Origin of the sequence: Allobosea sp. TAB14 (assembly GCF_052113865.1) — a bacterium.
Classification (GTDB): Bacteria; Pseudomonadota; Alphaproteobacteria; order Rhizobiales; family Beijerinckiaceae; genus Allobosea; species Allobosea spartocytisi.
In genome coordinates this window covers 24,589-47,670 of sequence record NZ_JBFRDQ010000006.1, presented here as the reverse complement: position 1 = coordinate 47,670, position 23,082 = coordinate 24,589, and the positions used below count along the sequence as shown (strand labels likewise).

The 23,082-nt window shown below is 67.6% G+C and carries 23 protein-coding genes and 1 pseudogene; 12 read left to right on the top strand and 12 right to left on the bottom strand.

The window, feature by feature from the left end:
- Positions 1 to 111 precede the first annotated feature (111 nt).
- From mltG to fabD, 5 genes are all read right to left on the bottom strand, one after another.
- The gene (mltG, locus tag AB4Y99_RS01990; protein ID WP_260368330.1) at positions 112 to 1,458 is read right to left on the bottom strand and encodes an endolytic transglycosylase MltG; all 1,347 of its coding nucleotides are present in this window, start codon (positions 1,456 to 1,458) and stop codon (positions 112 to 114) included.
- A gap of 334 nt (positions 1,459 to 1,792) precedes the next feature.
- Positions 1,793 to 3,064, bottom strand: a complete 1,272-nt coding sequence (fabF, locus tag AB4Y99_RS01985) for a beta-ketoacyl-ACP synthase II (RefSeq protein WP_038367631.1) — start codon at positions 3,062 to 3,064, stop codon at positions 1,793 to 1,795.
- A 77-nt stretch (positions 3,065 to 3,141) separates the two neighbouring features.
- Positions 3,142 to 3,378 (bottom strand): acyl carrier protein, encoded by a 237-nt coding sequence (locus AB4Y99_RS01980; protein WP_038367632.1) that lies wholly within the window; start codon positions 3,376 to 3,378, stop codon positions 3,142 to 3,144.
- A 257-nt stretch (positions 3,379 to 3,635) separates the two neighbouring features.
- A complete protein-coding gene (gene fabG / locus AB4Y99_RS01975) occupies positions 3,636 to 4,373 on the bottom strand; it encodes a 3-oxoacyl-[acyl-carrier-protein] reductase (RefSeq protein ID WP_112762124.1) in 738 nt (245 codons plus the stop codon).
- A 63-nt stretch (positions 4,374 to 4,436) separates the two neighbouring features.
- Positions 4,437 to 5,381 carry an ACP S-malonyltransferase gene (fabD, locus tag AB4Y99_RS01970; protein WP_441522179.1) on the bottom strand — a complete coding sequence of 315 codons (945 nt, stop codon included), beginning with the start codon at positions 5,379 to 5,381 and terminating at the stop codon, positions 4,437 to 4,439.
- A 338-nt stretch (positions 5,382 to 5,719) separates the two neighbouring features.
- Here fabD and rpsF point away from each other — a divergent pair, with 338 nt between their 5' ends.
- The 11 genes from rpsF (at position 5,720) to AB4Y99_RS01915 (ending at position 16,184) form a co-directional block, all read left to right on the top strand.
- The gene (gene rpsF / locus AB4Y99_RS01965) at positions 5,720 to 6,151 is read left to right on the top strand and encodes a 30S ribosomal protein S6 (protein WP_038367640.1); all 432 of its coding nucleotides are present in this window, start codon (positions 5,720 to 5,722) and stop codon (positions 6,149 to 6,151) included.
- A gap of 3 nt (positions 6,152 to 6,154) precedes the next feature.
- Positions 6,155 to 6,400 carry a 30S ribosomal protein S18 gene (rpsR, locus tag AB4Y99_RS01960; RefSeq protein ID WP_038367644.1) on the top strand — a complete coding sequence of 82 codons (246 nt, stop codon included), beginning with the start codon at positions 6,155 to 6,157 and terminating at the stop codon, positions 6,398 to 6,400.
- Between the two features lie 170 nt (positions 6,401 to 6,570).
- Positions 6,571 to 7,518, top strand: coding sequence for a DUF2232 domain-containing protein (locus AB4Y99_RS01955; protein WP_112762123.1), 948 nt, complete (start codon positions 6,571 to 6,573; stop codon positions 7,516 to 7,518).
- A 31-nt stretch (positions 7,519 to 7,549) separates the two neighbouring features.
- On the top strand, positions 7,550 to 8,113 hold the full coding sequence (gene rplI / locus AB4Y99_RS01950; protein WP_038367650.1) for a 50S ribosomal protein L9: 564 nt from the start codon (positions 7,550 to 7,552) through the stop codon (positions 8,111 to 8,113).
- A gap of 217 nt (positions 8,114 to 8,330) precedes the next feature.
- On the top strand, positions 8,331 to 9,818 hold the full coding sequence (locus tag AB4Y99_RS01945) for a replicative DNA helicase (protein ID WP_038367653.1): 1,488 nt from the start codon (positions 8,331 to 8,333) through the stop codon (positions 9,816 to 9,818).
- Positions 9,818 to 10,945, top strand: a complete 1,128-nt coding sequence (alr, locus tag AB4Y99_RS01940) for an alanine racemase (protein WP_441522182.1) — start codon at positions 9,818 to 9,820, stop codon at positions 10,943 to 10,945. The genes AB4Y99_RS01945 and alr overlap by 1 nt, the downstream gene beginning before the upstream one ends.
- Positions 10,945 to 12,345, top strand: a complete 1,401-nt coding sequence (radA, locus tag AB4Y99_RS01935) for a DNA repair protein RadA (protein WP_441522178.1) — start codon at positions 10,945 to 10,947, stop codon at positions 12,343 to 12,345. The genes alr and radA overlap by 1 nt, the downstream gene beginning before the upstream one ends.
- Before the next feature lie 107 nt (positions 12,346 to 12,452).
- Complete coding sequence (locus AB4Y99_RS01930) at positions 12,453 to 13,070, top strand: CvpA family protein (RefSeq protein ID WP_038367659.1); 618 nt, start codon at positions 12,453 to 12,455, stop codon at positions 13,068 to 13,070.
- Positions 13,071 to 13,115: 45 nt separating this feature from the next.
- On the top strand, positions 13,116 to 14,588 hold the full coding sequence (gene purF / locus AB4Y99_RS01925; protein ID WP_441522177.1) for an amidophosphoribosyltransferase: 1,473 nt from the start codon (positions 13,116 to 13,118) through the stop codon (positions 14,586 to 14,588).
- A gap of 14 nt (positions 14,589 to 14,602) precedes the next feature.
- Positions 14,603 to 15,343: an SDR family NAD(P)-dependent oxidoreductase gene (locus AB4Y99_RS01920; protein ID WP_441522176.1), complete on the top strand. Its 741-nt coding sequence runs from the start codon at positions 14,603 to 14,605 to the stop codon at positions 15,341 to 15,343.
- 34 nt (positions 15,344 to 15,377) lie between these two features.
- A complete protein-coding gene (locus AB4Y99_RS01915) occupies positions 15,378 to 16,184 on the top strand; it encodes a tetratricopeptide repeat protein (protein WP_441522175.1) in 807 nt (268 codons plus the stop codon).
- A 188-nt stretch (positions 16,185 to 16,372) separates the two neighbouring features.
- Here the strand turns inward: AB4Y99_RS01915 and AB4Y99_RS01910 are convergent.
- From AB4Y99_RS01910 to AB4Y99_RS01900, 3 genes and pseudogenes are all read right to left on the bottom strand, one after another.
- A pseudogene (locus AB4Y99_RS01910) lies at positions 16,373 to 16,492 on the bottom strand (FAD-dependent oxidoreductase); the annotation flags it as partial.
- Positions 16,492 to 17,889, bottom strand: coding sequence for a ribosome biogenesis GTPase Der (der, locus tag AB4Y99_RS01905; RefSeq protein WP_113253098.1), 1,398 nt, complete (start codon positions 17,887 to 17,889; stop codon positions 16,492 to 16,494). The gene der and the pseudogene AB4Y99_RS01910, both read right to left, overlap by 1 nt.
- Before the next feature lie 146 nt (positions 17,890 to 18,035).
- Entirely contained in the window at positions 18,036 to 18,698 is a 663-nt protein-coding gene (locus tag AB4Y99_RS01900) for a tetratricopeptide repeat protein (RefSeq protein WP_038367668.1), read from the bottom strand.
- A 189-nt stretch (positions 18,699 to 18,887) separates the two neighbouring features.
- Here AB4Y99_RS01900 and AB4Y99_RS01895 point away from each other — a divergent pair, with 189 nt between their 5' ends.
- A complete protein-coding gene (locus AB4Y99_RS01895) occupies positions 18,888 to 19,922 on the top strand; it encodes a purine-nucleoside phosphorylase (protein WP_441522174.1) in 1,035 nt (344 codons plus the stop codon).
- Between the two features lie 112 nt (positions 19,923 to 20,034).
- Here the strand turns inward: AB4Y99_RS01895 and queA are convergent, their stop codons facing one another.
- The 4 genes from queA to AB4Y99_RS01875 form a co-directional block, all read right to left on the bottom strand.
- A complete protein-coding gene (queA, locus tag AB4Y99_RS01890; protein ID WP_441522173.1) occupies positions 20,035 to 21,120 on the bottom strand; it encodes a tRNA preQ1(34) S-adenosylmethionine ribosyltransferase-isomerase QueA in 1,086 nt (361 codons plus the stop codon).
- A gap of 101 nt (positions 21,121 to 21,221) precedes the next feature.
- Positions 21,222 to 21,692, bottom strand: coding sequence for a peptidylprolyl isomerase (locus AB4Y99_RS01885; RefSeq protein ID WP_038367672.1), 471 nt, complete (start codon positions 21,690 to 21,692; stop codon positions 21,222 to 21,224).
- Complete coding sequence (locus AB4Y99_RS01880) at positions 21,692 to 22,336, bottom strand: hypothetical protein (RefSeq protein ID WP_112762113.1); 645 nt, start codon at positions 22,334 to 22,336, stop codon at positions 21,692 to 21,694. Before AB4Y99_RS01880 ends, AB4Y99_RS01885 begins: the two co-directional genes overlap by 1 nt.
- Positions 22,337 to 22,412: 76 nt before the next feature.
- Positions 22,413 to 22,967: a peptidylprolyl isomerase gene (locus tag AB4Y99_RS01875; RefSeq protein ID WP_441522172.1), complete on the bottom strand. Its 555-nt coding sequence runs from the start codon at positions 22,965 to 22,967 to the stop codon at positions 22,413 to 22,415.
- Between the last annotated feature and the right edge of the window lie 115 nt (positions 22,968 to 23,082).

Genomic DNA, 23,082 nt, shown 5'->3' with positions numbered 1-23,082 from the left:
GCTTGCCGCCACCCTGCCAGGCGCGATGCGGCGGGACCGTAGTGGCGCGACGCAGCCATCGCAAGCACAGCGGCGCGGAAGATGGGGACGGCGAGCCGTGCCGGGAATGTCTCAGGGCATCTTGAGCTGCGGCAACTGCTTGGGCGAGTTGAGATCGAAGGTCTTGTTCAGCAGCGGATCCCGCGGAGTGCCTTCCGAGGCGTCGAAAGCCCGGGCACGGGTGCCCGCCACGCCGCCGGCCGGCAGGGCGACAGGAGCCGAGCCGTCGCCCGCGGCGACTGGCTGGGCGCTCGCCGGCGCCTCGGTGCGGTTGTCGGGGCCCGCAGGCGGCTCGACCTTGTCGACGCTGTCCGCCGGGGGCTTGCCGGTCTGCTGCTGGCGCGTCGTTTCGATCTGGCGCCAGCGGCCGACATTGCGGTTATGCTGGTCGAGCGTCTCGGCGAAGACATGGCCGCCCGTGCCGTCGGCGACGAAGAAGAGCTCCTTCGTGCGCGAATGATTGACCACCGCCTCCATCGCGGCGCGGCCAGGATTGGCGATCGGCCCCGGCGGCAGGCCGGGGATGACATAGGTGTTGTAAGGCGTCGCCTGTGTGATCTCGTTGCGCTGGATCGGGCGGCCGAGCGTGCCCTTGCCGCCGACGAGGCCGTAGACGATCGTCGGGTCGGACTGCAGCCGCATCTTCTGGTTCAGGCGGTTGATGAAGACCCCGGCGACGCGCGGACGCTCATCGGCGCGGCCGGTCTCCTTCTCCACGATCGAAGCCAGTATGACGAGATCCTGCGGTGTCTTGATCGGCAGGTCGGCGGGGCGACGCTCCCAGATCCGGCTGAGGATCACACGCTGATCGCGCGCCATGCGGTCGAGGATGGCCTGCCGCGAAAAGCCGCGCGGGAAACGATAGGTGTCGGGCAGGATCGAGCCTTCCTTCGGCACCTGGGTGATGTCGCCGGTCAGGAGATCGTTCTCGCGCAGGCGCTCGACGATCTGCTCGCTGGTCAGCCCCTCGGGAATGGTGACCGAATGCTCGACCACCTTGCCGCTCGAAATGATGCCGAGGATCTCCTGCGGGCTGACGCGCGCCTTGAACAGGTATTCGCCGGCCTGGAGCTTGTGCCAGTCACCGCCGATGATGGCGGCGATGCGGAAGGTGAGCGGATGCTCGATCAGCCCTTCGCGCTGCAGCAGCTCGGCGATCTCGGTGAGCCCACTCTCCTTCGGGATGATCAGCGCGCGGTCGCTTGCCAGCGGACCCGGCGACTTGCTCTGGTTGGAGACGATGGCGATGCCGGCCCCGACCACGCCGGCGCCGACGAGGGCGAGCGTGAACAAGCCGCTCAGCATGGAGAGGAACGGGCTGCGTCGCCGGTGGCGCACCTTCGGCGGCGGCGCCGGAGGCGCTACGGGCTTGAGGGCCTCGCTCGGGCTTTTAGGGGCGACGCGGGGCGTATCGTTCACAGTTTCAGCGCTCGCAGCACGGGATAGACGACCTCGGCACGATGCGTTCGTCCGCATCGGCCAGATGAAGAACCGGGCATATCGGCTCCGGGGCCGCATTAGAGCCGGTTTCGTCGCCGCTGTGAACGCGGAATCACGCCTTCAGCAGCATCAGCCGCGAACTCTACCCAAGATTATGGCGAAACCGCGCTGTCGGGACGGGGCAAGGCCGCGGGCAGCGCATCGCGGCGCCCGAGAATCTCCGGCCGAAAAGGGCGCCTCTAGGCCGCAAGATGCTCGGGGTGAGCCCGAGCACGGCGCCTCCCGGTCGCGATGGAGCCGGTCGGCGAGAGCTTCAGCCGTCGGCCCGATAGCGCTGCAGCACCAGCGAGGCGTTGGTGCCGCCGAAGCCGAAGGAGTTCGACAAAGCGTACTCGATCTCGCGCTTGCGGGCGACATGCGGCACCAGGTCGATGTCGGTCTCGACCGAGGGATTGTCGAGATTGATCGTCGGCGGCGCGACCTGGTCGCGAATGGCGAGCACGGTGAAGATCGCCTCGATGGCACCCGCCGCACCCAGCAGATGGCCGGTCGCCGATTTCGTCGAGGACATCGACGGGCGCTTCGGCGCGTTCGCCAGCAGCCGCTCGACGGCGCGCAGCTCGATCTCGTCGCCGAGCGGCGTCGAGGTGCCGTGGGCATTGACGTAATCGAGGTCGGACGCCGCGATGCCGGCGCGGTCCAGCGCCATGCTCATGCAGCGATAGGCGCCGTCGCCGTCCTCGGCCGGCGAGGTGATATGGTAGGCGTCACCCGACATGCCGTAACCGATGACCTCGGCATAGATGCGCGCGCCGCGGGCCAGGGCATGCTCCAGCTCCTCGAGCACGACGACGCCGGCCCCCTCGCCCATGACGAAGCCGTCACGGTCCTTGTCGTAGGGGCGCGAGGCCTTTTCGGGCGTGTCGTTGAAGCTGGTGGAGAGCGCCCGGCAGGCGCAGAACCCGGCGATGCCGATGCGGTTGATGGCCGATTCGGCGCCGCCAGCCACCATGACGTCGGCATCTCCGAGCGCGATCATGCGCGCGGCGTCGCCGATCGCATGCGCGCCGGTCGAGCAGGCGGTCACGGCCGAATGGTTCGGCCCCTTCAACCCGTGCTCGATCGAGACATAGCCCGCAGCGAGGTTGATGAGGCGGCCGGGAATGAAGAAGGGAGAAAGGCGGCGCGGGCCACGCTCCTTGAGCAGGAGCGAGGCCTCATAGATGCCGCCGAGGCCGCCGATGCCGGAGCCGATGGCGACGCCGGTGCGGGTCTGGTCCTCGTAGCTTTCCGGTTTCCAGCCCGCATCCGCCAGCGCCTGCGTGGCGGCAGCCATGCCGAAGACGATGAAGTCGTCGACCTTGCGCTGCTCCTTCGGCTCCATCCAGTCGTCGGGATTGAAGGTCCCGTCGCTGCCGTCACCCCGCGGGATGTTGCACGCGATCTGCGCCGGCAGGTCGCTGGCGTCGAAGCTGGTAATGGGGCCGGCGCCGCTGGCGCCGGCAAGGATCCGCGTCCAGGTCGGTTCGACGCCGCAACCGAGCGGCGTCACCATGCCGAGCCCGGTCACGACGACGCGCCGCATCGAAACACTACGAGGAGCCATGAGACTTTCTGTATGAAACGACCCTTGGGTCGATCAGCGCCCGATCAGGCGCCTAATCAGGCACTCTTGGCCGAGAGGAACTTGACCGCGTCGCCGACCGTCACGATCGTCTCGGCAGCATCGTCCGGAATCTCGACGCCGAACTCTTCCTCGAAGGCCATGACCAGCTCGACGGTGTCGAGGCTGTCCGCACCCAAATCCTCGATGAAGTTGGCGCTATCGACGACCTTCTCGGGCTCGACGCCGAGGTGCTCGACCACGATCTTCTTCACGCGCTCGGCGACATCGCTCATGGGTCTCTTCCTTAGAAACTGAAAACGCACCGCAGAGCTGCGACGCGCATATGGATCTTCATTCCGACCCGCCGCGCCATCGTGATGATGCACGCGATCCGGAAAGCTTGAAGCCTGCACAAACGCAACAACCGGGTTTTCGTCAAGTCCCCAGGAGCCGGAAAGGCAGCGCGACGGCGCTAGTTAACACACCCTGTCCACAGTGGCGAGAGCGTCGAACGGCTTCTGGAACGCTTCCAGAATGCGCCACAACCCGTTCAGATCATGGCCATTCCGCCGTTGACGTGAAGCGTCTGTCCGGTCACGTAGCCGGCTTCCGTGCTGGCGAGATAGGCGACCGCCGCCGCCACATCGGCGCCCGCGCCGAGCCGCCCCATCGGCACGTCCGAGAGAATGCCTTCGCGCTGCTTCTCGTTCAGGGCCTGCGTCATCGGTGACTCGATGAAGCCCGGGGCGACCACATTGACGGTGATGTTGCGACTCGCCACCTCCGCCGCCAGCGCCTTGGACATGCCGATGAGACCGGCCTTGGCGGCGGCGTAGTTGCCCTGCCCGGGATTGCCCATCGTGCCGACGACGGAGCCGATCGAGACGATTCGGCCGTAGCGCCTGCGCATCATCGACTTCACCGCCGCGCGCGACAGCCGGAAGGCGGCCGTCAGGTTGATCGCGATGACCGCGTCCCAATCCTCGTCCTTGAGGCGCAGGAACAGGTTGTCCTTCGTGATGCCGGCATTGTTGACGAGAATGTCGAGCCCGCCGAGCTTCTCCTCGGCGCTCGGCAGCAGCGCCTCGACCGAATCCTTGTCCGCGAGGTTGCAGGGCGCGATCACGACCCGCTCGCCGAGCTCGGCCGCCAGGGCCTCCAGCGCTTCGGCCCGGGTGCCGGAGATGGCGATGGTCGCGCCCTGGGCGTGAAGGGTTCTCGCAATGGCTCCGCCGAGGCCACCGGTCGCGCCGGTGACCAGGGCCTTGCGGCCGGTCAGATCAAACATGTCCACTCCCCGTTTCCGGCGTTCTGCCGTCTTAGCGTCCGGATTTCCTCCGGACCTTTCCGATCAGCCCTTGCGAGCCTTATAGGCGGCGATGTCCTCGGCCGTGCCGACCGAGGCCGTGGCGGTCCCGGCGGCGATGCGCTTCACCAGGCCGGCGAGAACCTTGCCGCTGCCCAGCTCGACGAAATCGTCCACGCCAGCCGCCGCCATCGCCTGCACGCATTCGCGCCAGCGCACGGTTCCCGTCACCTGCGCCACCAGCGAGGCGCGAATCGCCTCCGCGTCGCACAGCGGCGCGGCGCCGACATTGGCCATCACCGGCACGACCGGCGCCTGCATCGCAACCTTCGCCAAAGCCTCCTGCATCGCCTCGGCAGCCGGCTGCATCAGCGCGCAATGGAAGGGCGCGGAAACCGGCAGCAGCATGGCGCGCTTGACGCCCCGCTCGGTGGCGAGCGCGATGGCGCGATCGATCGCCGCCTTCGCGCCGGAGAGCACGACCTGCCCGCCGCCATTATCATTGGCCGCCTCGCAGACTTCGCCCTGCGCCGCCGCGGCGGCGATCTCGCGGGCGAGGTCGAGCTCGGCGCCGAGCAGCGCCGCCATGGCACCCTGCCCCGCCGGCACGGCCTTCTGCATGGCATCGCCGCGGATGCGCAGCAGGCGGGCCGCGTCGCTGACCGAGAAGGTCCCGGCCGCAGCCAGCGCGGAATACTCGCCGAGCGAGTGCCCGGCGACGAAGGCGGCATCGCGCCCGAGATCGAGCCCGGCCTCGGCCTCGAGCACCCGGACCACCGCGAGGCTGACCGCCATCAGCGCCGGCTGGGCGTTGGCCGTCAGCGTCAGCTCCTCGGCGGGGCCTTCCCACATCAAGGTAGAGAGCTTCTGCGACAGGGCCGCGTCGACCTCGTCGAACACCGCCTTCGCGACCGGGAAGGCGTCGGCCAGGCTCCTGCCCATGCCGACGGCCTGGGAGCCCTGGCCGGGAAAGATCAACGCTGTCGTCATGTCGGGAACGCCTCGTCCTGCAAAACTTTTGTATTATGACGCGGCTGTCACAACGGTTTCGCCGCCAAGTCAAGCACGGAGCCCAGCTTTTCCGCTCCGTGGGCGGGTTTTACCGTCAGATTCCGGTTGCCATGGCGGCTCGGACACTGTAACGACCGCCTCCTGCTTGTTCGGCCGGAGGCTGAACGGATGGCGCGTGCCTTTTTGAAGGCCGCGCAGACTTCGATGGAGTCGTCATCCTGTGTCTCCGCCTTCGATGAAATCCTGTCGGGCCTTATCCAGGGCTCGGAGGGCTCCGCGCCGGGCGAAGCAGGGTGAAACAGAAAGGCCAAATCTAGATGGCATTGTACGAGCATGTGCTGCTCGCGCGGCAAGACGTCAGCGCGCAGCAGGTCGAAGCTCTTGTCGAGCAGTTCAAGGGCGTGATCGAAGCGAATGGCGGCGCCATCCGCAAGGTCGAGTACTGGGGCGTCAAGTCCCTCGGCTACCGCATCAAGAAGAACCGCAAGGCGCACTACACGCTGCTGAACATCGAGGGCCCCTCCGCCGCCGTGCTGGAGATGGAGCGCCAGATGCGCATCAACGAAGACATCCTGCGCTTCATGACCATCAAGGTCGAAGAGCTGGAGGAAGGTCCGTCGGCCATGCTCCAGAAGCGTGATCGCGACGACCGTCCCGAGCGTGGCGGCGACCGTTTCGAGCGCGGCCCGCGCCGTGACCGTCCGCGTCGTGACGACGAAGTGACCGAAACCGCCGAAGTGGGGGCCTGATCCATGTCGACCGCATCTGCCGGCGCCCGCCGCCCCTTCTTCCGCCGCCGCAAGTCCTGCCCGTTCTCGGGCGAGGGCGCGCCGAAGATCGACTACAAGGACGTCCGTCTGCTCTCGCGCTACATCTCCGAGCGCGGCAAGATCGTGCCGTCCCGCATCACGGCGGTTTCCGCCAAGAAGCAGCGCGAGCTCGCCCAGGCGATCAAGCGCGCCCGCTTCCTCGGCCTGCTGCCCTACGTCATCCGTTGATCCGCTAGGCGGATTTCGGAATTTCCGGAGGCGCCCCGGCGCCTCCGGCTTTCACGTTCAAGATCAACCAGTCGCCCGGCGGTGAGACTCCCCCGGGTTCGTTGAGGCGAGAAGCCTCTCACCCTGCCGGGCCAGAACGGCCAGCGAGCAGCGGGACAGCAGGACGGACCATGATTCCGATTGTCGGCATCGGCGCGGGCCTCGTTGCGGCCCTGCTCTTCTCAGTGGTGATCACCGGATCGCCGCTGTCTGCACTGCTGTACTCGGCCGCTCCTCTCCCGATCTTCATCGCCTCGCTGGGCTGGAACCACCGCTCCGGGCTGTTCGCCACGGCCGCGGGCGCGCTCGCCGTCGCGGTGGCGCTGGCGCCGACGGGCGGCGTCGCCTTCGCCCTGATCATCGGCCTGCCGGCCTGGTGGATCGGCTATCTCGCCTTGCTTGCACGCGGCGATGCGCAGGGCACGACGGAATGGTACCCGCTCGGCAATCTCATGGTCTGGATCGCCGCCACCGCCGCGCTCGCCACGGTCGGCAGCGCGCTGGTGATGACCACCGACTACGAGACCTATCGTTCGGTGATCGCGCGGATGATCGAGAACCTGCTGAACGAGATGGTACGCGGCCGTCTGATCGCCCTGCCGGCCGGCATCGAGGTCGGCGAGCTGGCGCAGAGCCTCGCGCCCGCCGTGCCGCTCGGCATCGGCGCTTCCTTCGTCACCACGATCACGGCCAATCTCTGGCTCGCCGCCCGCGCGGTGAAGGTCTCCGGCCGGCTACCGCGGCCCTGGCCCTTCATTCCGGCCACGACGCTGCCGCGCCCCGCGCTGCTGCTCCTGCTCGCCTCTGCCTTCCTCGCCACGCTCGGCAGTTTCGTCGGCGTCGCGGCGATGGCCCTCACGGGCGCCCTGCTCGCCGCCTTCATGTTCTGCGGCTTGAGCCTGCTCCACGACATCTCGCGCGGCCGCCCCTGGCGGGCGCCGATGCTGATCTCGGTCTATGTCGCGCTCGTCGTGATGCAGGCCCTGCTAACGCCGCTGCTCGCGCTCATCGGGCTCGCCGACACGCTGTTCGGCCTGCGCAAGCGTTCAGCGTCGCCGCCTCCGCCTACCCAATCCTGAAAACCAGACCAGACCTGTAAGGAGAAGACAAATGGAAGTGATCCTGCTCGAACGCGTCGCCAAGCTCGGCCAGATGGGCGACGTCGTGCGCGTCCGCGACGGCTTCGGCCGCAACTACCTGCTCGCCCGCGGCAAGGCGCTGCGCGCCACCGAGGACAACAAGAAGCGCTTCGAGAGCCAGAAGCTCGAGCTCGAGACCCGCAACCTCGAGCTGAAGTCGGAAGCCGATGCCGTCGCCGCCCGCCTGAACGGCCAGAGCGTCACCATCCTGCGCCAGTCCGGCGAGTCCGGCGTGCTCTACGGCTCGGTCTCGACCCGCGACATCGCCGAGGCCCTGACCAAGGACGGCTTCAACGTCGCCCGCAGCCAGGTGACGCTGAACACCCCGATCAAGACGCTCGGCCTGCACACCGTCCCGGTCGTGCTGCACCCGGAAGTCGCCGTCACGGTCACCGTCAACGTCGCCCGCTCGGCCGAAGAGGCTCATCGCCAGGCCGCCGGCGAGGACGTCACCGCCCGCGAGGAGTTCGACCTCGACGATCTCGGCCTCGAGGTCGGCGCGGCGCTGGCCGAGGCCGGCGACGACGATCGCTGAGCCGAACCGCTCGGACGACGAGTCAAGGGCGCCGTGGCAACACGGCGCCTTTTTCGTTCCGTGGCCTGTGCAAAGGAGTGGATCACGCATCACGCTGCTGGCAGGAGATGGCGGGGTGGTAATCTAAGAGTCTTCCGAATCAGCCGCCGCGCGTTTCGTATCCAGCGGCCGAATGTCGGCTTGAAGTATCAATCAGCATCGATTTATCGGGACGGCCATGGCCACCGCTACAGCCCTCGTCGCTCGCCTCGACAACCGCGAGGCGGAATACCGCGTCCAGCCTCACAACATCGAGGCCGAGCAGGCGCTGCTGGGCGCGATCCTGGTCAATAACGACGCCTTCTATCGCGTCTCCGACTTCCTGCTGCCGGACCATTTCTTCGAGCCGATCCACCAGCGCGTCTTCGAGCTGAGCTCCAGCCTGATTCGCTCCGGCAAGCTTGCGACGCCGATCACACTCAAGACCTTCGTCAACGACCTCGATCTCGGCGACATCACGCCGAGCCAGTATCTCGCCCGACTGGCCGCCGAGGCGACGACCGTCATCAACGCCGGGGATTACGGCCGTACGATCTACGAACTCGCCGTGCGCCGCCTGCTCATCGGCGTCGGCGAAGACCTCGTCAACGTCGCCTATGACGCCCCCGTCGAGATGGCGCCGCGCGAGCAGATCGAGGAAGCCGAGCGCAAGCTCTACGAACTCGCCGAAAAGGGCCGCTACGAGGGCGGCTTCCAGAAATTCGACGGGGCGCTGCGTCTCGCCATCGACATGGCGGCGAGCGCCTATCAGCGCGCCGGCGGCCTGTCGGGCATCTCGTCGGGCCTGCGCGATCTCGACCAGCGCATGGGCGGCCTGCAGCCCTCCGACCTCATCGTGCTCGCCGGCCGCCCGGCCATGGGCAAGACCTCGCTGGCGACCAACATCGCCTTCAACATCGCCAAGGCCTGGCGCGGCGAGCGGCAGGCGGACGGGACGATCAAGACGGTCGATGGCGGCGTCGTGGCCTTCTTCTCGCTCGAAATGTCGTCCGACCAGCTCGCGACCCGTATCGTCGCCGAGCAGTCCGGCATTTCCTCCTACAAGATCAGGCAGGGCCGCATCACCGAGGCCGATTTCGCCCGGCTGACCGATGTCGCCGCGCAGATCGAGCGAATCCCGCTCTATATCGACCAGACCGGCGGCATCTCGATCGCGCAGCTCGTCGCTCGCGCCCGGCGGCTCAAGCGGCAGAAGGGGCTGGACGTCCTGTTCATCGACTACCTCCAGCTTCTGTCCGGCTCCTCCAAGAACAGCCAGAACCGCGTGCAGGAGCTGACCGAGATCACGACCAGCCTGAAGGCGCTGGCGAAGGAGCTCTCGGTTCCGATCATCGCGCTGTCCCAGCTCTCGCGCCAAGTCGAGAGCCGCGACGACAAGCGCCCGCAGCTCTCGGACCTGCGCGAATCCGGCTCGATCGAGCAGGACGCCGACGTGGTCATGTTCGTCTATCGCGACGAATACTACCTCAAGGGCAAGGAGCCGCGCCCCGGCACCGAAGAACACAACAAATGGCAGATCGAGATGGAGGCGGCGCATGGCGTCGCCGAGCTGATCATCGGCAAGCAGCGCCATGGCCCGACCGGGACGATCGCCCTCCAGTTCGACGCCGATGTGACGCGCTTCTCCGACCGCGCCGACGACCTTCGCCTCCCGGACCGTGAATGATGTCTGTCGAATCGCCTGAATCCGGCGCCTATGGCGCGACGCTGACCATCGACCTCGATGCGCTGGTCTCGAACTGGCGGCTTCTCGGCAAGCGCGCCGGCACGGAGGCGGGCGCCGTCGTCAAGGCGGACGCCTACGGCATCGGCATCGAGCCGGCCGTGACGGCTCTGAGCCGGGCGGGCTGCCGGAATTTCTTCGTCGCCCATCTCTCCGAAGGCATCCGCGCCCGCAAGGTCGCACCCGGGGCGACGGTCTACATCCTGAACGGCCTGCTGCCCGGAAGCGGCGGGATCTATGCCGAGCATGAATTGTCGCCCGTGCTCGGCTCGCATGAGGAATTGCTGGAATGGGCCTCGTTCCGGCAGACCGGCGCGAAAGTCCGGCCGGCAGCGCTGCATGTCGACACGGCGATGAACCGGCTCGGACTCTGGCCCGGCGAAGGGCTGAACCTCGCCCGCGAGAAATCGGGCACCCTCGCCGCGGCCGATATCGGGCTGGTGATGAGCCATTTCGCCTCTTCCGAGGACGAAGCCGACCCGGCCAATGCCCGCCAGATCGCCGCCTTCGCCGAGATCGCCGCCGTCTTCCCGGAGCTGCCGGCCTCGCTGCTCAACTCGTCCGGACATTTCCTGAAGGACTGCCCGTCCTACCAGCTCACCCGGCCGGGCTACGCGCTCTATGGCGGCAATCCGACGCCGGGCCGGCCGAACCCGATGCAGCCCGTCATCGGGCTCGAAGCAACGATCATCCAGACCCGCGAGGTCGAGGATGGTACCCAGGTCGGCTATAACGGCCGCTGGACCGCCAAGGGCAAGCGCAAGCTGGCCACGATCTGCCTCGGCTATGCCGACGGCTATCCGCGCAACGGCAGCTGGACCGACACGATCACCGGCGGCTCGGCCCTCGTCGCCGGCGTGGCCTGCCCCTTCGTCGGCTCGGTCTCGATGGACCTGATCATCATCGACGTCACCGATGCGCCCGCGGACGCCGCCCAGCGCGGCGCGAGCGTCACGCTGATCGGCGGGCCGCTCGATCTGGAGTCCGTCGGCGCCGGCGCCAAGACGATCGGCTACGAGATCCTGACCAGCCTCGGCCGTCGCTATGAGCGGCGGTATTTGGGCGGCTGATGGCCAAGCGCGGCCCGACCTATCATTGTCAGGCCTGCGGGGCCGTCTATCACCGCTGGCAGGGCAAGTGCGACGCCTGCGGGACATGGTCCTCGCTCGTCGAGGAAGCGCAAGCGGCGCCGGTTCCGGGCGGCGGGCGCCCCTCGTCCGGCGGGAGGGCGCGGGGCCGCGTCTTCGCGCTGGAGACGCTCAAGGGCGAGACGCAGGACGCGCCGCGCATCGTCTCAGGCATAGGCGAACTGGATCGCGTCACGGGCGGGGGCTTCGTGCCGGGCTCGGTGCTGTTGATCGGCGGCGACCCCGGCATCGGCAAATCGACGCTCCTGATGCAGGCCTGCGCCGCGCTCGCGCTGGGCGGACGGCGGGTCGTCTATGTCTCGGGCGAGGAATCGACCGGGCAGGTCAGGTTGCGTGCCGAGCGCATGGGGCTGGCCGAGGCGCCGGTCGATCTGGCGGCGGAAACCAATGTCGAGGATATCATCGCGACGCTCGGCCAGGGTGAGCGCCCTGCCCTCGTCGTGATCGATTCGATCCAGACCATGTGGTCCGGCGAGGTCGAAAGTGCGCCCGGCACGGTGACGCAGGTGCGCGGCTCGGCCCAGGCGCTGATCCGCTACGCCAAGACCAGCGGCGTCTGCCTGATCCTGGTCGGCCATGTCACCAAGGACGGGCAGATCGCCGGCCCGCGCGTGGTCGAGCATATGGTCGATGCCGTTCTGTCGTTCGAAGGAGAAGGAGCGCACTCGTTCCGCATCCTGCGCGGCCAGAAGAACCGCTTCGGCGCTACCGACGAGATCGGCGTCTTCGAGATGACCGGCAAGGGACTGTCGGAGGTCCCCAACCCCTCCGCCCTGTTCCTCGCGGGCAGAGACCAGCCGGCGCCGGGCGCGGCCGTCTTCGCCGGCATCGAGGGCACACGGCCGGTGCTGGTCGAGATCCAGGCGCTGGTGGCGCCGACCGCGCTTGGCACGCCGCGGCGCGCCGTGGTGGGCTGGGAGAACAGCCGGCTCGCCATGGTGCTCGCAGTGCTCGAAACCCATGGCGGCCTCAGACTCGGTCAGCACGACGTCTATCTGAATGTCGCGGGTGGCTTGCGCGTCAACGAGCCGGCGGCGGATGTCGCGGTGGCGGCGGCGCTGGTCTCCTCGTTGACGGGCGCGATCCTGCCGCAGGAGGCGGTCTATTTCGGCGAGATCGCGCTGTCGGGCGCGGTCAGGCCGGTCTCGGTCGCGGCGGCGCGACTCAGGGAGGCGGCGAAGCTCGGATTCGAGGCGGCGCTCATGCCGGCGGGCGGTGCCGACCATGGCGACGGCAATGGCCTGTCGCTGCGCCGTTTCGGCCATGTGACGGAACTCGTTGCCGATATCGCCGCCCGCGCGCCGCGCAAGAGTGTGAAATGACATCGCCGGCAGGGTGACGCAGGGGCGAGGAACGCGTATAGCAAAACCGAAACGGTGGTCCGTCGGCGGGCCGGCCGTCGTGAGTCATCAGCAAAGCGGCCTTCCCAATGCCTGTCACCATTCTCGATCTCGTCGTCATCGGCGTGGTTCTGATCTCGGCTTTGCTGGCCGCGGTCCGCGGCTTTACCCGCGAAGTGCTCGCCATCGTCTCATGGATCGCCGCGGCGGCCGTCGCCTGGGTGTTCCATCCGCAGCTCGTGCCCTTCATCCAGCAATACATTCCGGCAAGCTCGGCGCAGGGCACGATCGCGCTGGTCGCCTCGATCGCGTTGTTGTTCCTCGGCACGCTGATCGTCGTCTCGCTGCTGACGGCGCGCATCTCCGACTTCGTGCTCGACTCGCGCATCGGCGCGCTCGACCGCACCTTGGGCTTCGTCTTCGGCGCGGCGCGCGGGCTGCTGCTGGCGGTGATCGGCTATGTCTTCTTCGCGGCGCTGGTCGGCAACGAGAAGATGCCGGTCTGGGCCAAGGAGGCCAAAGCCAAGCCGATGCTGGAGGAAACCGGACGCTCGCTGATCGCGATGCTGCCGCAGGACGTGAACGCCGACTTCATCAAGAACCTGCTGAAGAAGCCCGGCACCGAGGCTGCGCCCGAAGCGCCCGCAGAGGAGCCCCGCGCTCCGGGCACGCCGGCGCCCGTTGCGCCTGCCCCAACCCGTCCCTAATTAGCGCGTAGAAAGTTCGCCTCTAAACCCCGTGTGGAGCTCGCCATGATCTCGCCGACCGAGACGGAGACCGCCTTCGATCCCAACGCCGACCGGCTGCGGGAGGAATGCGGCGTCTTCGGGATCTACGGCCATGCCGATGCCGCGGCGCTGACGGCGCTGGGCCTGCATGCGCTCCAGCATCGCGGGCAGGAGGCGGCGGGCATCGTCTCCTTCGACGGCAGCCGCTTCCATTCGGAGCGGCGCCTCGGCCTCGTCGGCGATGCCTTCTCGGAAGCGAGCGTCATCGACAAGCTCAAGGGCAAGCAGGCGATCGGCCATGTCCGCTATTCGACGACGGGCGAGACCATCCTGCGCAACGTCCAGCCGCTCTTCGCCGAGCTGCATGGCGGCGGGTTCGCCCTGGCGCATAACGGCAACCTCACCAACGGGCTGACGCTGCGCCGCAACCTCGTGCGCGACGGCGCGATCTACCAGTCGACCTCCGACACCGAGGTGCTGCTGCATCTGGTGGCGCGCAGCCGCAAGCAGAATTTCGTCGACCGTTTCGTCGAGGGCATCCGCCAGATCGAGGGCGCCTATGCCTTCGTCGGCATGACCAACAAGAAGCTGATCGGCGCGCGCGATCCGCTCGGCATCCGCCCGCTGGTGCTGGGCGAGCTCGACGGCTGTCCGATCCTGACCTCCGAGACCTGCGCGCTCGACATCATCGGCGCCAAGTTCATCCGCGAGGTCGAGAACGGCGAGGTGCTCATCGTCTCCGAGAGCGGCATCGAAAGCCACAAGCCCTTCCCGCCGATCGCGGAACGGCCCTGCATCTTCGAATACATCTATTTCGCCCGGCCCGATTCCATCGTGAAGGGCCGCAGCATCTATGAGCGCCGCAAGGCGATGGGCGCCGTGCTGGCGCAGGAATCCCCCGCCAATGCCGATGTGGTCGTGCCGGTGCCGGATTCGGGCGTACCGGCGGCGCTGGGCTATGCCCAGGCCAGCGGCATCCCCTTCGAGCTCGGCATCATCCGCAACCACTATGTCGGCCGCACCTTCATCGAGCCGACGCAGAAGGTCCGCGAACTCGGCGTCAAGCTGAAGCATTCGGCCAACCGCTCGGTGGTCGAAGGCAAGAGCATCGTGCTGGTCGACGATTCGATCGTGCGCGGCACGACCTCCTTCAAGATCGTCAAAATGATGCGCGAGGCCGGCGCCCGCGAGGTGCATTTCCGCATCTCCTCGCCGCCGATCACCCATCCCGACTATTACGGCATCGACACGCCCGACCGCGAGAAGCTGCTCGCTGCGACGCACTCCCTCGAGGAGATGCGGCAGTTCGTCGGCGCCGACTCGCTCGCCTTCATCTCGGTCGACGGGCTCTATCGCGCCATGGGCCATGAGCGGCGCGATCCGCTGAAGCCGCAATTCACCGACCACTGCTTCACCGGCGATTACCCGACCTCGCTGACCGACGTGATCGGCGAGAGCGCCAAGCAGCAGATCTCCCTGCTGGCCGAAGCCGGCTGAACCGGCGGCGTCTGATGTCCAAGCCTTTGCAGGGGCGCATCGCGCTCGTCACCGGCGCCTCGCGCGGCATCGGTCGCGCGGCGGCGCTGGCTTTCGCCGCAGCCGGAGCCCATATCGTGGCGCTCGCCCGCACCACCGGCGCGCTCGAGGAACTGGACGACGAGATCAACGCGCTCGGCGGCAGCGCCACGCTGGTGCCGCTCGACCTCGCCGATGCGGGCGGGCTCGAGAAGCTCGGTCCTGCCCTGCTGGAGCGCTGGGGCAAGCTCGACATCCTGCTCGCCAATGCCGGCGTCCTCGGTTCCCTCTCCCCGCTCGGCCACGTGACCGAGAAGGACTGGGCCAAGGTGCTCGACATCAACGTCACGGCCAACTGGCGATTGATCAGGTCGCTCGATCCGGCGCTGCGCGCTTCCGACGCTGGACGCGTCATCCTGCTCTCCTCGGGCGCGGCGCATAAATGCCTGGCCTATTGGGGGCCGTACTCGATCTCCAAGGCGGCTGTGGAGGCTCTGGGGCGCACCTATGCGGCTGAGACGGCGACGACCCCGGTCAAGGTCATGCTGGTCAATCCCGGCCCGCTGCGCACCAAGATGCGTGCCGAGGCGATGCCGGGCGAAGACCCGGCGACGCTGAAGACGCCGGAGGACCTCGCGCCGCATCTCGTCACGCTGGCCTCGCCGGACTGGGCCGAGAGCGGCAAGATCTTCGACTTCCCGCAAGGCAAGGTTCTGGCGCCGCAAATGCCGGCCTGAGAGCGTCTCACCGCTCCCGACCATCGGAGGCAGAATGCTCGCAGGTTTCGTCTGGCGTCCGCTTTCCCTCCCGGCCCTCGGCGCGGCTATGGTCCTGACCACCGGGCATGCTCTTGCCGATGACGGGGCGGCATCTCCTCGCCCGGCCATTTCGGACTTGCGCCAAACCTGTCGCTCCGGCCTCACGGAAGCGGCCCTCGATCCGCTGGAGAGCATCGCCCGCCATGACCGGGCTCTGGCGGCCTGCAATGCCTTGATCGACAAGGGCGGTCTCGCAGGTGACGCGCTCGCCGCGGCCCTGCTCGATCGCGCTGACCTGCTGGCGCCGGGAACGGGCGCCATCTATACGCGAGCGCTCGCCGATTACGCCCGCGCCATCGCGCTTGCGCCGACGCTCGCGGTCGCCTTCTGGAAGCGCGGAAAGGCCCATCTATTCTACATGCGGGATCTTCCGCGGGCCTTGAGCGATCTCGACACCGCCATCCGTCTCGACCCTGCGCAAGCAGAGTTCCTCGTAACGCGCGCCTCGATCCAGACCTCGCTCGGTGAATCCGACAAGGCGCTCGCCGATCTCGATCGCGCTGTCGCCCTCGCCCCGGGATTGGAAAAGGCGCGCACCGTCCGCGGCCTGACCTATTTCAACAGGGGTGATACGGCTCGTGCCATCGTCGACTTCAGCGAGGCGATCCGCCTCGCGCCCGAATCGGACGCGAATTACCGGTTCCGCGCCGCGGCCCGGCATGCGGCAAAAGACGAGGACGGGGCTCGGGCAGACGAGGCGAAGGCCAAGGAACTGTCGGCGCGCGACACGGGCAGACCGGCCGGCGTCACTCGGCCCTGAGCCAGCGCAGCAGCCCGGCCTGATCGCCGCTCTCGACCGCCGCAGCGACCCGCCTGCCGACGGCGGCGCCGAATTTGTAGCCGTGGCCCGAACAGGCCGAGACGACCGTGACCCGGCCGATCTGCCGCGAGAGGAACTTCTTGTCGGCGGTGAAGGTGTAGGCGGACGCGGTGCTGGTCGCCGGAAGCGGCGTAGGGGTTGGGGATCTGCGGTGCCTGCTCGAACAGCGTCACCGCATGCCCGCGCCGGTTCAACGACCAGGCGGTCGAAAGACCGGCGATGCCGGCGCCCACGACCGCGACACGCATCAGCCCTTGCGTTCCTTGTCGTAAGGATTGTGGCCGCCGCGCGTATGCAGCCGGATCGGCGTGCCCGGCAGCTCGAAGGCCTCGCGCAGATTGTTGACGAGGTAGCGGGTGTAGGACACCGGCAGGTGGTCGAGCTGATTGCCGAACAGAGCGAAGGTCGGCGGCCGGGCCTTGGCCTGCGTCATGTAGCGGATCTTGATGCGGCGCCCGGCCACCGCCGGCGGCGGATGGGCCGAGAGAACACCTTCGAGCCAGCGGTTGATGCGCGCGGTCGAGACGCGGCGGTTCCACACCTCATAGGCCGAGAACACGCCCTGCATCAGCCGGTCGATACCCTCGCCGGCGAGGCCCGAGAGCGGGATGATCGGCACGCCGCGCACCTGCGCCAGCAGATGGTTGGCCTTCTCCTTGAGCTCGGCGAGCAGGCCCTGCTTGTCGGCGACGAGGTCCCATTTGTTGAGGCCGATGACGACGGCCCTGCCCTCGCGCTCGGTCAGGTCGACCAGCGTCAGGTCCTGCTTCTCGAAAGGAATGGTCGCATCGAGCAGCACGACCACGACCTCGGCGAAGCGGATGGCGCGCAGCGAATCCGCGACGGAGAGCTTCTCCAGCTTCTCCTCGATGCGGGCGCGCTTGCGCATGCCGGCCGTGTCGAAGAGCTTGACCTTGCGGCCGCGCCATTCCCAGTCGACCGAGATGGTGTCGCGGGTGATGCCGGCCTCCGGGCCGGTGAGCAGCCGCTCCTCGCCGATCATGCGGTTGACCAGCGTCGACTTGCCGGCGTTGGGCCGGCCGATGATGGTGACGCGCAGCGGCCGGTCCGGATCGATATCCTCTTCGGTCCCCTCGCCGGCGACGTTCTCCCAGGAGGCCTCGCTCTCTTCCCCATCCTCATCGGGCTCGTCGTCGATGAAAGGGGCGAGCGCTTCCAGCAGATCCGAAGTGCCCTCGCCATGCTCGGCCGAGAACGGCACGGGATCGCCGAGCCCGAGCGAATAGGCGTCGATGATGCCGTCCGCGCCCTTTTTGCCCTCTGCCTTGTTGGCCAGCAGGATCACCGGCTTGCCGGAGCGGCGCACCAATTCGGCGAAGGGCTGGTCCATCGGCGTCAGGCCCAGCCGGGCGTCGATCATGAAGACGACGACATCGGCCTGGGCGATCGCCGTCTCGGTCTGGGCGCGCATGCGGCCCAAAAGTGAATCCTTGTCGGCCTCTTCCAGACCGGCGGTGTCGATGACCTTGAAGCGCAGATGGCCGAGCGAGGCGTCGCCCTCGCGGCGGTCGCGCGTCACGCCCGGGCGGTCATCGACCAGCGCGAGCTTCTTGCCGACGAGCCGGTTGAACAGGGTCGACTTGCCGACATTGGGGCGCCCGATGAGGGCAACGATGGCTGTCATTCGCTTCACATCTTCCGTCGTCATCCCAGCCACGCAAAGCGCAGAGCCGAGATCCATTGCCTGAACCTTAGCTGGAAACGCTCAGGCATGGATCCCGGGTCTCCCTGCGGTCGCCGGGATGACGCGCGCGATGATAAGGTTTTTTTCTAGTTCTGCACCGTCACCGGCCCGCCACGGACCAGCGCGAGGTAGAGGTCGGCCCGCTGACGCTCGGCCTGCGGTGTCGCCGGATCGGTGACGATGGCGTCGAACCAGCGCCCGGCATCCTCGAAGAGGTTGTTCTTCAGGGCCGAGACGCCGAGGAATTCGCGCGCGGAATGGCGCCAGATGCCCTGCGGCGTCGCCAGCGGCTCCAGCGCCTGCTTGATCTCGGCATAGGGAACGAGATCGACGCGCAGGATGCCGGCGCGCAGCCGGGCCAGGTCGCGATAGCTCTGGTCGAGCGAGCCGTCATTGGCGAGCGCGTCGAAGGCGGTGGCGCCGGCGGCGGGATCGTTCTTGGCCGTCTCGGCGGCGAGACGGAAGCGGGCGATCTCGCGATAGCCGGCCGGTGCACCCGCGGCGAGCTCCTTCAGGATCGACTCAGCCTGGGTGCTATCGCCGTCGCGCGAGGATTTCAGCGCCGCCTCGAAGCGAGCGCCGACGGCCGCCGCCGCCTGATTCTGCTGGTGCTGCCAGAACTGCCAGCCGGCTACGCCGATGACGGCAAGCACGGCCAGCGCCACTGCGGCCCAGCCGTATTTCTTCCAGAACTGCGCCGCCTTGTCCCGGCGGACTTCCTCATCGATCTCGCGAAAAATATCGGCCATTTGACTGTCAAAATCCCTGTTGGGAGCCCGGTAGCATTTTCACGGCCGGAATGCGAGCCGGTTCAACGACCGTGGCGTCACAGATTGCAGCATCGACATGGACGGCCCGGCCGCCGCCATGGCAGAACACGGCACGAGGCTTGCTGTGACTCGCTGGAAAGCGGGCAGATCGCCGCTGCGGAGGCCGACATGGCTCAGAACATCATTTCGCGTTACGGCATCGCTGCTCTCGCCCTTGCCACCCTTGCCCTTGGCACCGTCACCTTGCCGGCGAGAGCCGCCTCGGAGCCGATCAAGGTCAAGGTCTTCGTCGCGGCGATGTTCGAGATCGGCGAGAATACGGGCGATCGCGCCGGCGAATTCCAGCACTGGTACGAGCGCTACTGGATGAAAAGCCCGCCCCATGCCGTCAAAGGCGCGCTGAAGCCGGTCTATTGCAACGATGACGGCGTCTGCGGGGCCGTGCTCGGCATGGGCAAGGTCAACTCCTCCTCCTCGATGCAGGCGATCCTGCTCGATCCGGCCTATGACTTCTCGCAGGCCTATTTCATCCTGAGCGGCGTCGCCGGCACGCCGCCCTCGCGCGGCACCATCGGCGACGTCTCCTGGGCGAGCTGGCTCGTCGATTACGATCTCGGCCATCGCTGGGCGCCGGAGGAAGGCAAGCCGGGCGAACCGGTCTTCATGCCGCGCAAGGGCTATGAGAGCTATCGCGTCTTCCAGCTCAACCCGGCGCTGGTCGGCTGGGCCGTCAAGCTGAGCCAGGGCACCAACCTGCAGGATTCCGATGCAGCGCGGCAATACCGCATGCGTTATCCGGAGAAGCGGGCGCAGTCTGCGCCGGCCGTGACCACGGGCACGCATATGACCGGCGACACCTTCTTCCACGGCCCCGGCCTGTCGAAGGAGGCCCAGTACATCGCCAAGCTCTACGGCGCCGACGACTATGTCATCACCGAGATGGAGGCGGCAGCGATCACGCTGGTGATCAAGCGCCAATTCGGCACCGACCGTGTCCTGAGCCTGCGCGGCGCGGTCAATTTCGACCAGGGCAACCCGAACGAGACGACGTTGCAGCATCTCGACCCGGCGCCGGGCCAGACCGCCGGCGGCTTCGCCGAAACCGTCGCCAATATCGAGGCGGCGGGCTCGCGCGTCGTCGATCACATCGTGACGGACTGGCCGGAATGGCAGAAGGGCGTGCCGCCGCTGCCGGGGAAGTAAGAGACTGGGAGCGTCATTCTCGGGCGAAGCGAAGCGCAGACCCGAGAATCTCAGGACGAGAAAGCACTGGTTTCAGAGATGCTCGGGTCAAGCCCGAGCATGACGGCTGCGGTCAGCCCGCCCTGAACAGCAGGCTACCGTCGCCATAGCTGTAGAAGCGGTATTGCTCAGCGATCGCATGGGCATAGGCACGTTTCATCACGTCGAGTCCGCAGAAGGCGGAGACGAGCATGAACAGCGTCGAGCGCGGCAGATGGAAATTGGTCATCAGCACGTCGACCGCGCGGAAGCGATAGCCCGGCGTGATGAAGATCGCCGTGTCGCCGGAGAAGGGCCGGATCGCCCCGTCCTCGCCGGTCGCGCTTTCGAGGAGGCGCAGCGAGGTCGTGCCGGCGGCGACGATGCGCCCGCCCCTCGCCTTCACCGCGTTGAGCGCGGCCGCCGTCTCGGCCGAGACCGTGCCCCATTCGGCATGCATGCGGTGTTCGTCGGTGTCCTCGGCCTTGACCGGCAGAAAGGTGCCGGCGCCGACATGCAGCGTCACGAAATGGCGGGAGATGCCGCGCGCCTCCAGGCCTGCGAACAGCTCCGGCGTGAAATGTAAGCCAGCCGTCGGCGCCGCGACGGCGCCCTCGTGGCGGGCGTAGGCCGTCTGGTAATCGCGGGCATCGGCGGGGTCGGCGGGCCGCTTGCCGGCGATATAGGGCGGCAGCGGCAATTCGCCGAGCCGCGCGATCGCCTCGTCGAGATAGGCGCCGGTCAGGCTGAAGCGCAACTCGACCTCGCCGCCCTCGCCCTTCTCCAGGACTTCCGCCTGAAGGCGGCCGAGCTCGCAGGCGTTGCTGGCGCCATCCGCGTCGAACATGACGGTCTCGCCCAATGCCAGCTTCTTGGCCGGACGGGCGAAGGCGCGCCAGCGATCCTCGCTCTCGCGCTTGTGCAGCATGATCTCGACGCGTGCCGAATCCTCGCCGCGATGGCGCCGGCCGCGCAGGCGCGAGGGAATCACGCGGGTATCGTTGAGAACGAGCGCGTCGCCCGGCTGCAGCAGGGACGGCAGGTCACGGATGCCGAGATCGGCGAAGGGCTGGGCTGCGTCAGGACGCACCACGAGCAGACGCGCCGCATCGCGCGGGCTTGCCGGCCTCAGCGCGATACGGTCCTCGGGCAGATCGAAATCGAAGAGGCCGACATCCATCGGTCTACGTCTCTCTTCAAACGCAAAGAGCCCTCATTCCGGGCGTCGAGCGCGGCTGGCGCCGCATCTCCCGGAACGAGGGCTCGGGTTGAGCGAAGCGATCAGGCCGCGTCGGCCATCACCTTCATCGAGACGATGGAGTCGGGATCGCGCACGGGCTCGCCGCGCTTGATCTTGTCGACATTCTCCATCCCTTCGACGACCTGGCCCCAGACCGTGTACTGCTTGTCGAGGAAGCGGGCATCGTCGAAGACGATGAAGAACTGGCTGTTGGCCGAGTTCGGGTTCTGGGAGCGGGCCATCGAGCAGATGCCGCGGACATGCGGCTCGGCGTTGAATTCCTGCTTCAGGTCAGGATAGTCCGAGCCGCCGGTGCCCGTGCCATGGGGGCAGCCGACCTGCGCCATGAAGCCGTCGATGACGCGGTGGAAGACGATGCCGTCATAGAAGCCCTCGCGAGCGAGCGTCTTGATGCGCTCGACATGGCCCGGAGCGAGGTCGGGGCGCAGCTTGATGACCACCTTGCCCTTGGTCGTCTCCATGACGATGGTGTTTTCTGGATCGAGCGACATCAGCTCTGCCTTTCGTTAAGCGGCACGTGGCCGTGGAAGCGTATGATGAAGGGTCGCCCCGCGATACTCGCTCCGAGGCCCTTCGACAACCTCATCGGCGTGCAGGCATGCACGGCGGCAACGGCGGACTCGCTGAAGCGTCTCTGGAACGCGGGATCGCCCCGCCGGGTTTCCCAGGTCACGCGCGGCTGGCCGAACAGCGTGCCGTCACGCCGCAGGCTAAAGCGGAGCGAGACCATCGCGCCGGTCAGGTCGCCCGGCAGCGGCGGCGGCTGCCAGCAGCGGCGCAGGGCCGGCGCGATATCGGTGAGCTTGTCGACGGCCTCGCCCGGCTCGTTCGGCGTCTGGGGCGAGACGTCGCCGATCAGACCGATCTCGCCCGCGCCGCCCCTGAGGCGAGACGGGCCGATCCGGCGCTGATCGATGCCGGGGATGTCGTTGCCGCTGAACGGCCCACCGACGCCCGGAGCGTAGCGCTGGCCGCTCTGCGGCGGCAGGATCGGGTTCTGCGAGCCGGAAGGCGGCGGCAGAACCGGATTCTGCGAGCCCGAGGGCGGTGGCCGGCCGAGATCGAGCGTTTCCTGCGCGGCGGCCGGCGCGAGCGCCGCGCCGAGGAGAAAGGCAGTCAAGACGAGAGGGCGCATGGCCTGCTCCTTTGCACGAGCCTGCCCCATCCGCCGGAGACGCTCACGCCCGACTTGGCCGGCTTACTCGGTCCGCTTACTTGGCGTCGGCCTGCATCCGCATGGAGACGATCTTGTCCGGGTTCGTGACCTGACCGCTACCGGGCGCGCCCTTCTTGATCTTGCGCACGGCATCCATGCCGGAGACGACTTCGCCGAAGAGCGTGTAGCTGCCGGTCAGAGAGCCGCAGCCCTCATAGCAGATGAAGAACTGCGAATTGGCGGAATTCGGCGATTGCGAGCGCGCCATGCCGACGGAACCGACCTTGTAGGGCGTCTGGCTGAATTCGGCCGGGATGTTCGGCAGGTCGGAGCCGCCGGTGCCGGTGCCGGTCGGATCGCCGGTCTGGGCCATGAAGCCGTCGATGACGCGGTGGAAGACGACGCCGTCATAGAAGCCACGCTTCACCAGCGCCTTGATCTGCGCGACATGCTTCGGCGCCAGATCGGGCCGCAGGCGGATCGTCACCGGGCCATCCTTGGTGGTCAGCACCACGGTGTTGTCGGGATCGGGCTTCGGCGCGGCAGTCTGGGCCTGGGCAAAGCCGAGCGAGGCGACAAGGGCAAAAGCGGCGAGCGAGCTGCGCAGCATGAAGATCTCCATGGCCGCAAAGGAAGGCGGCGACCTTTCGGTCAGTAGCGATATCCTTTGACCGGAACAAGGCATGCGGCGGCCGCGAATCCAGCCTTGTTGCACTGCACAAGTG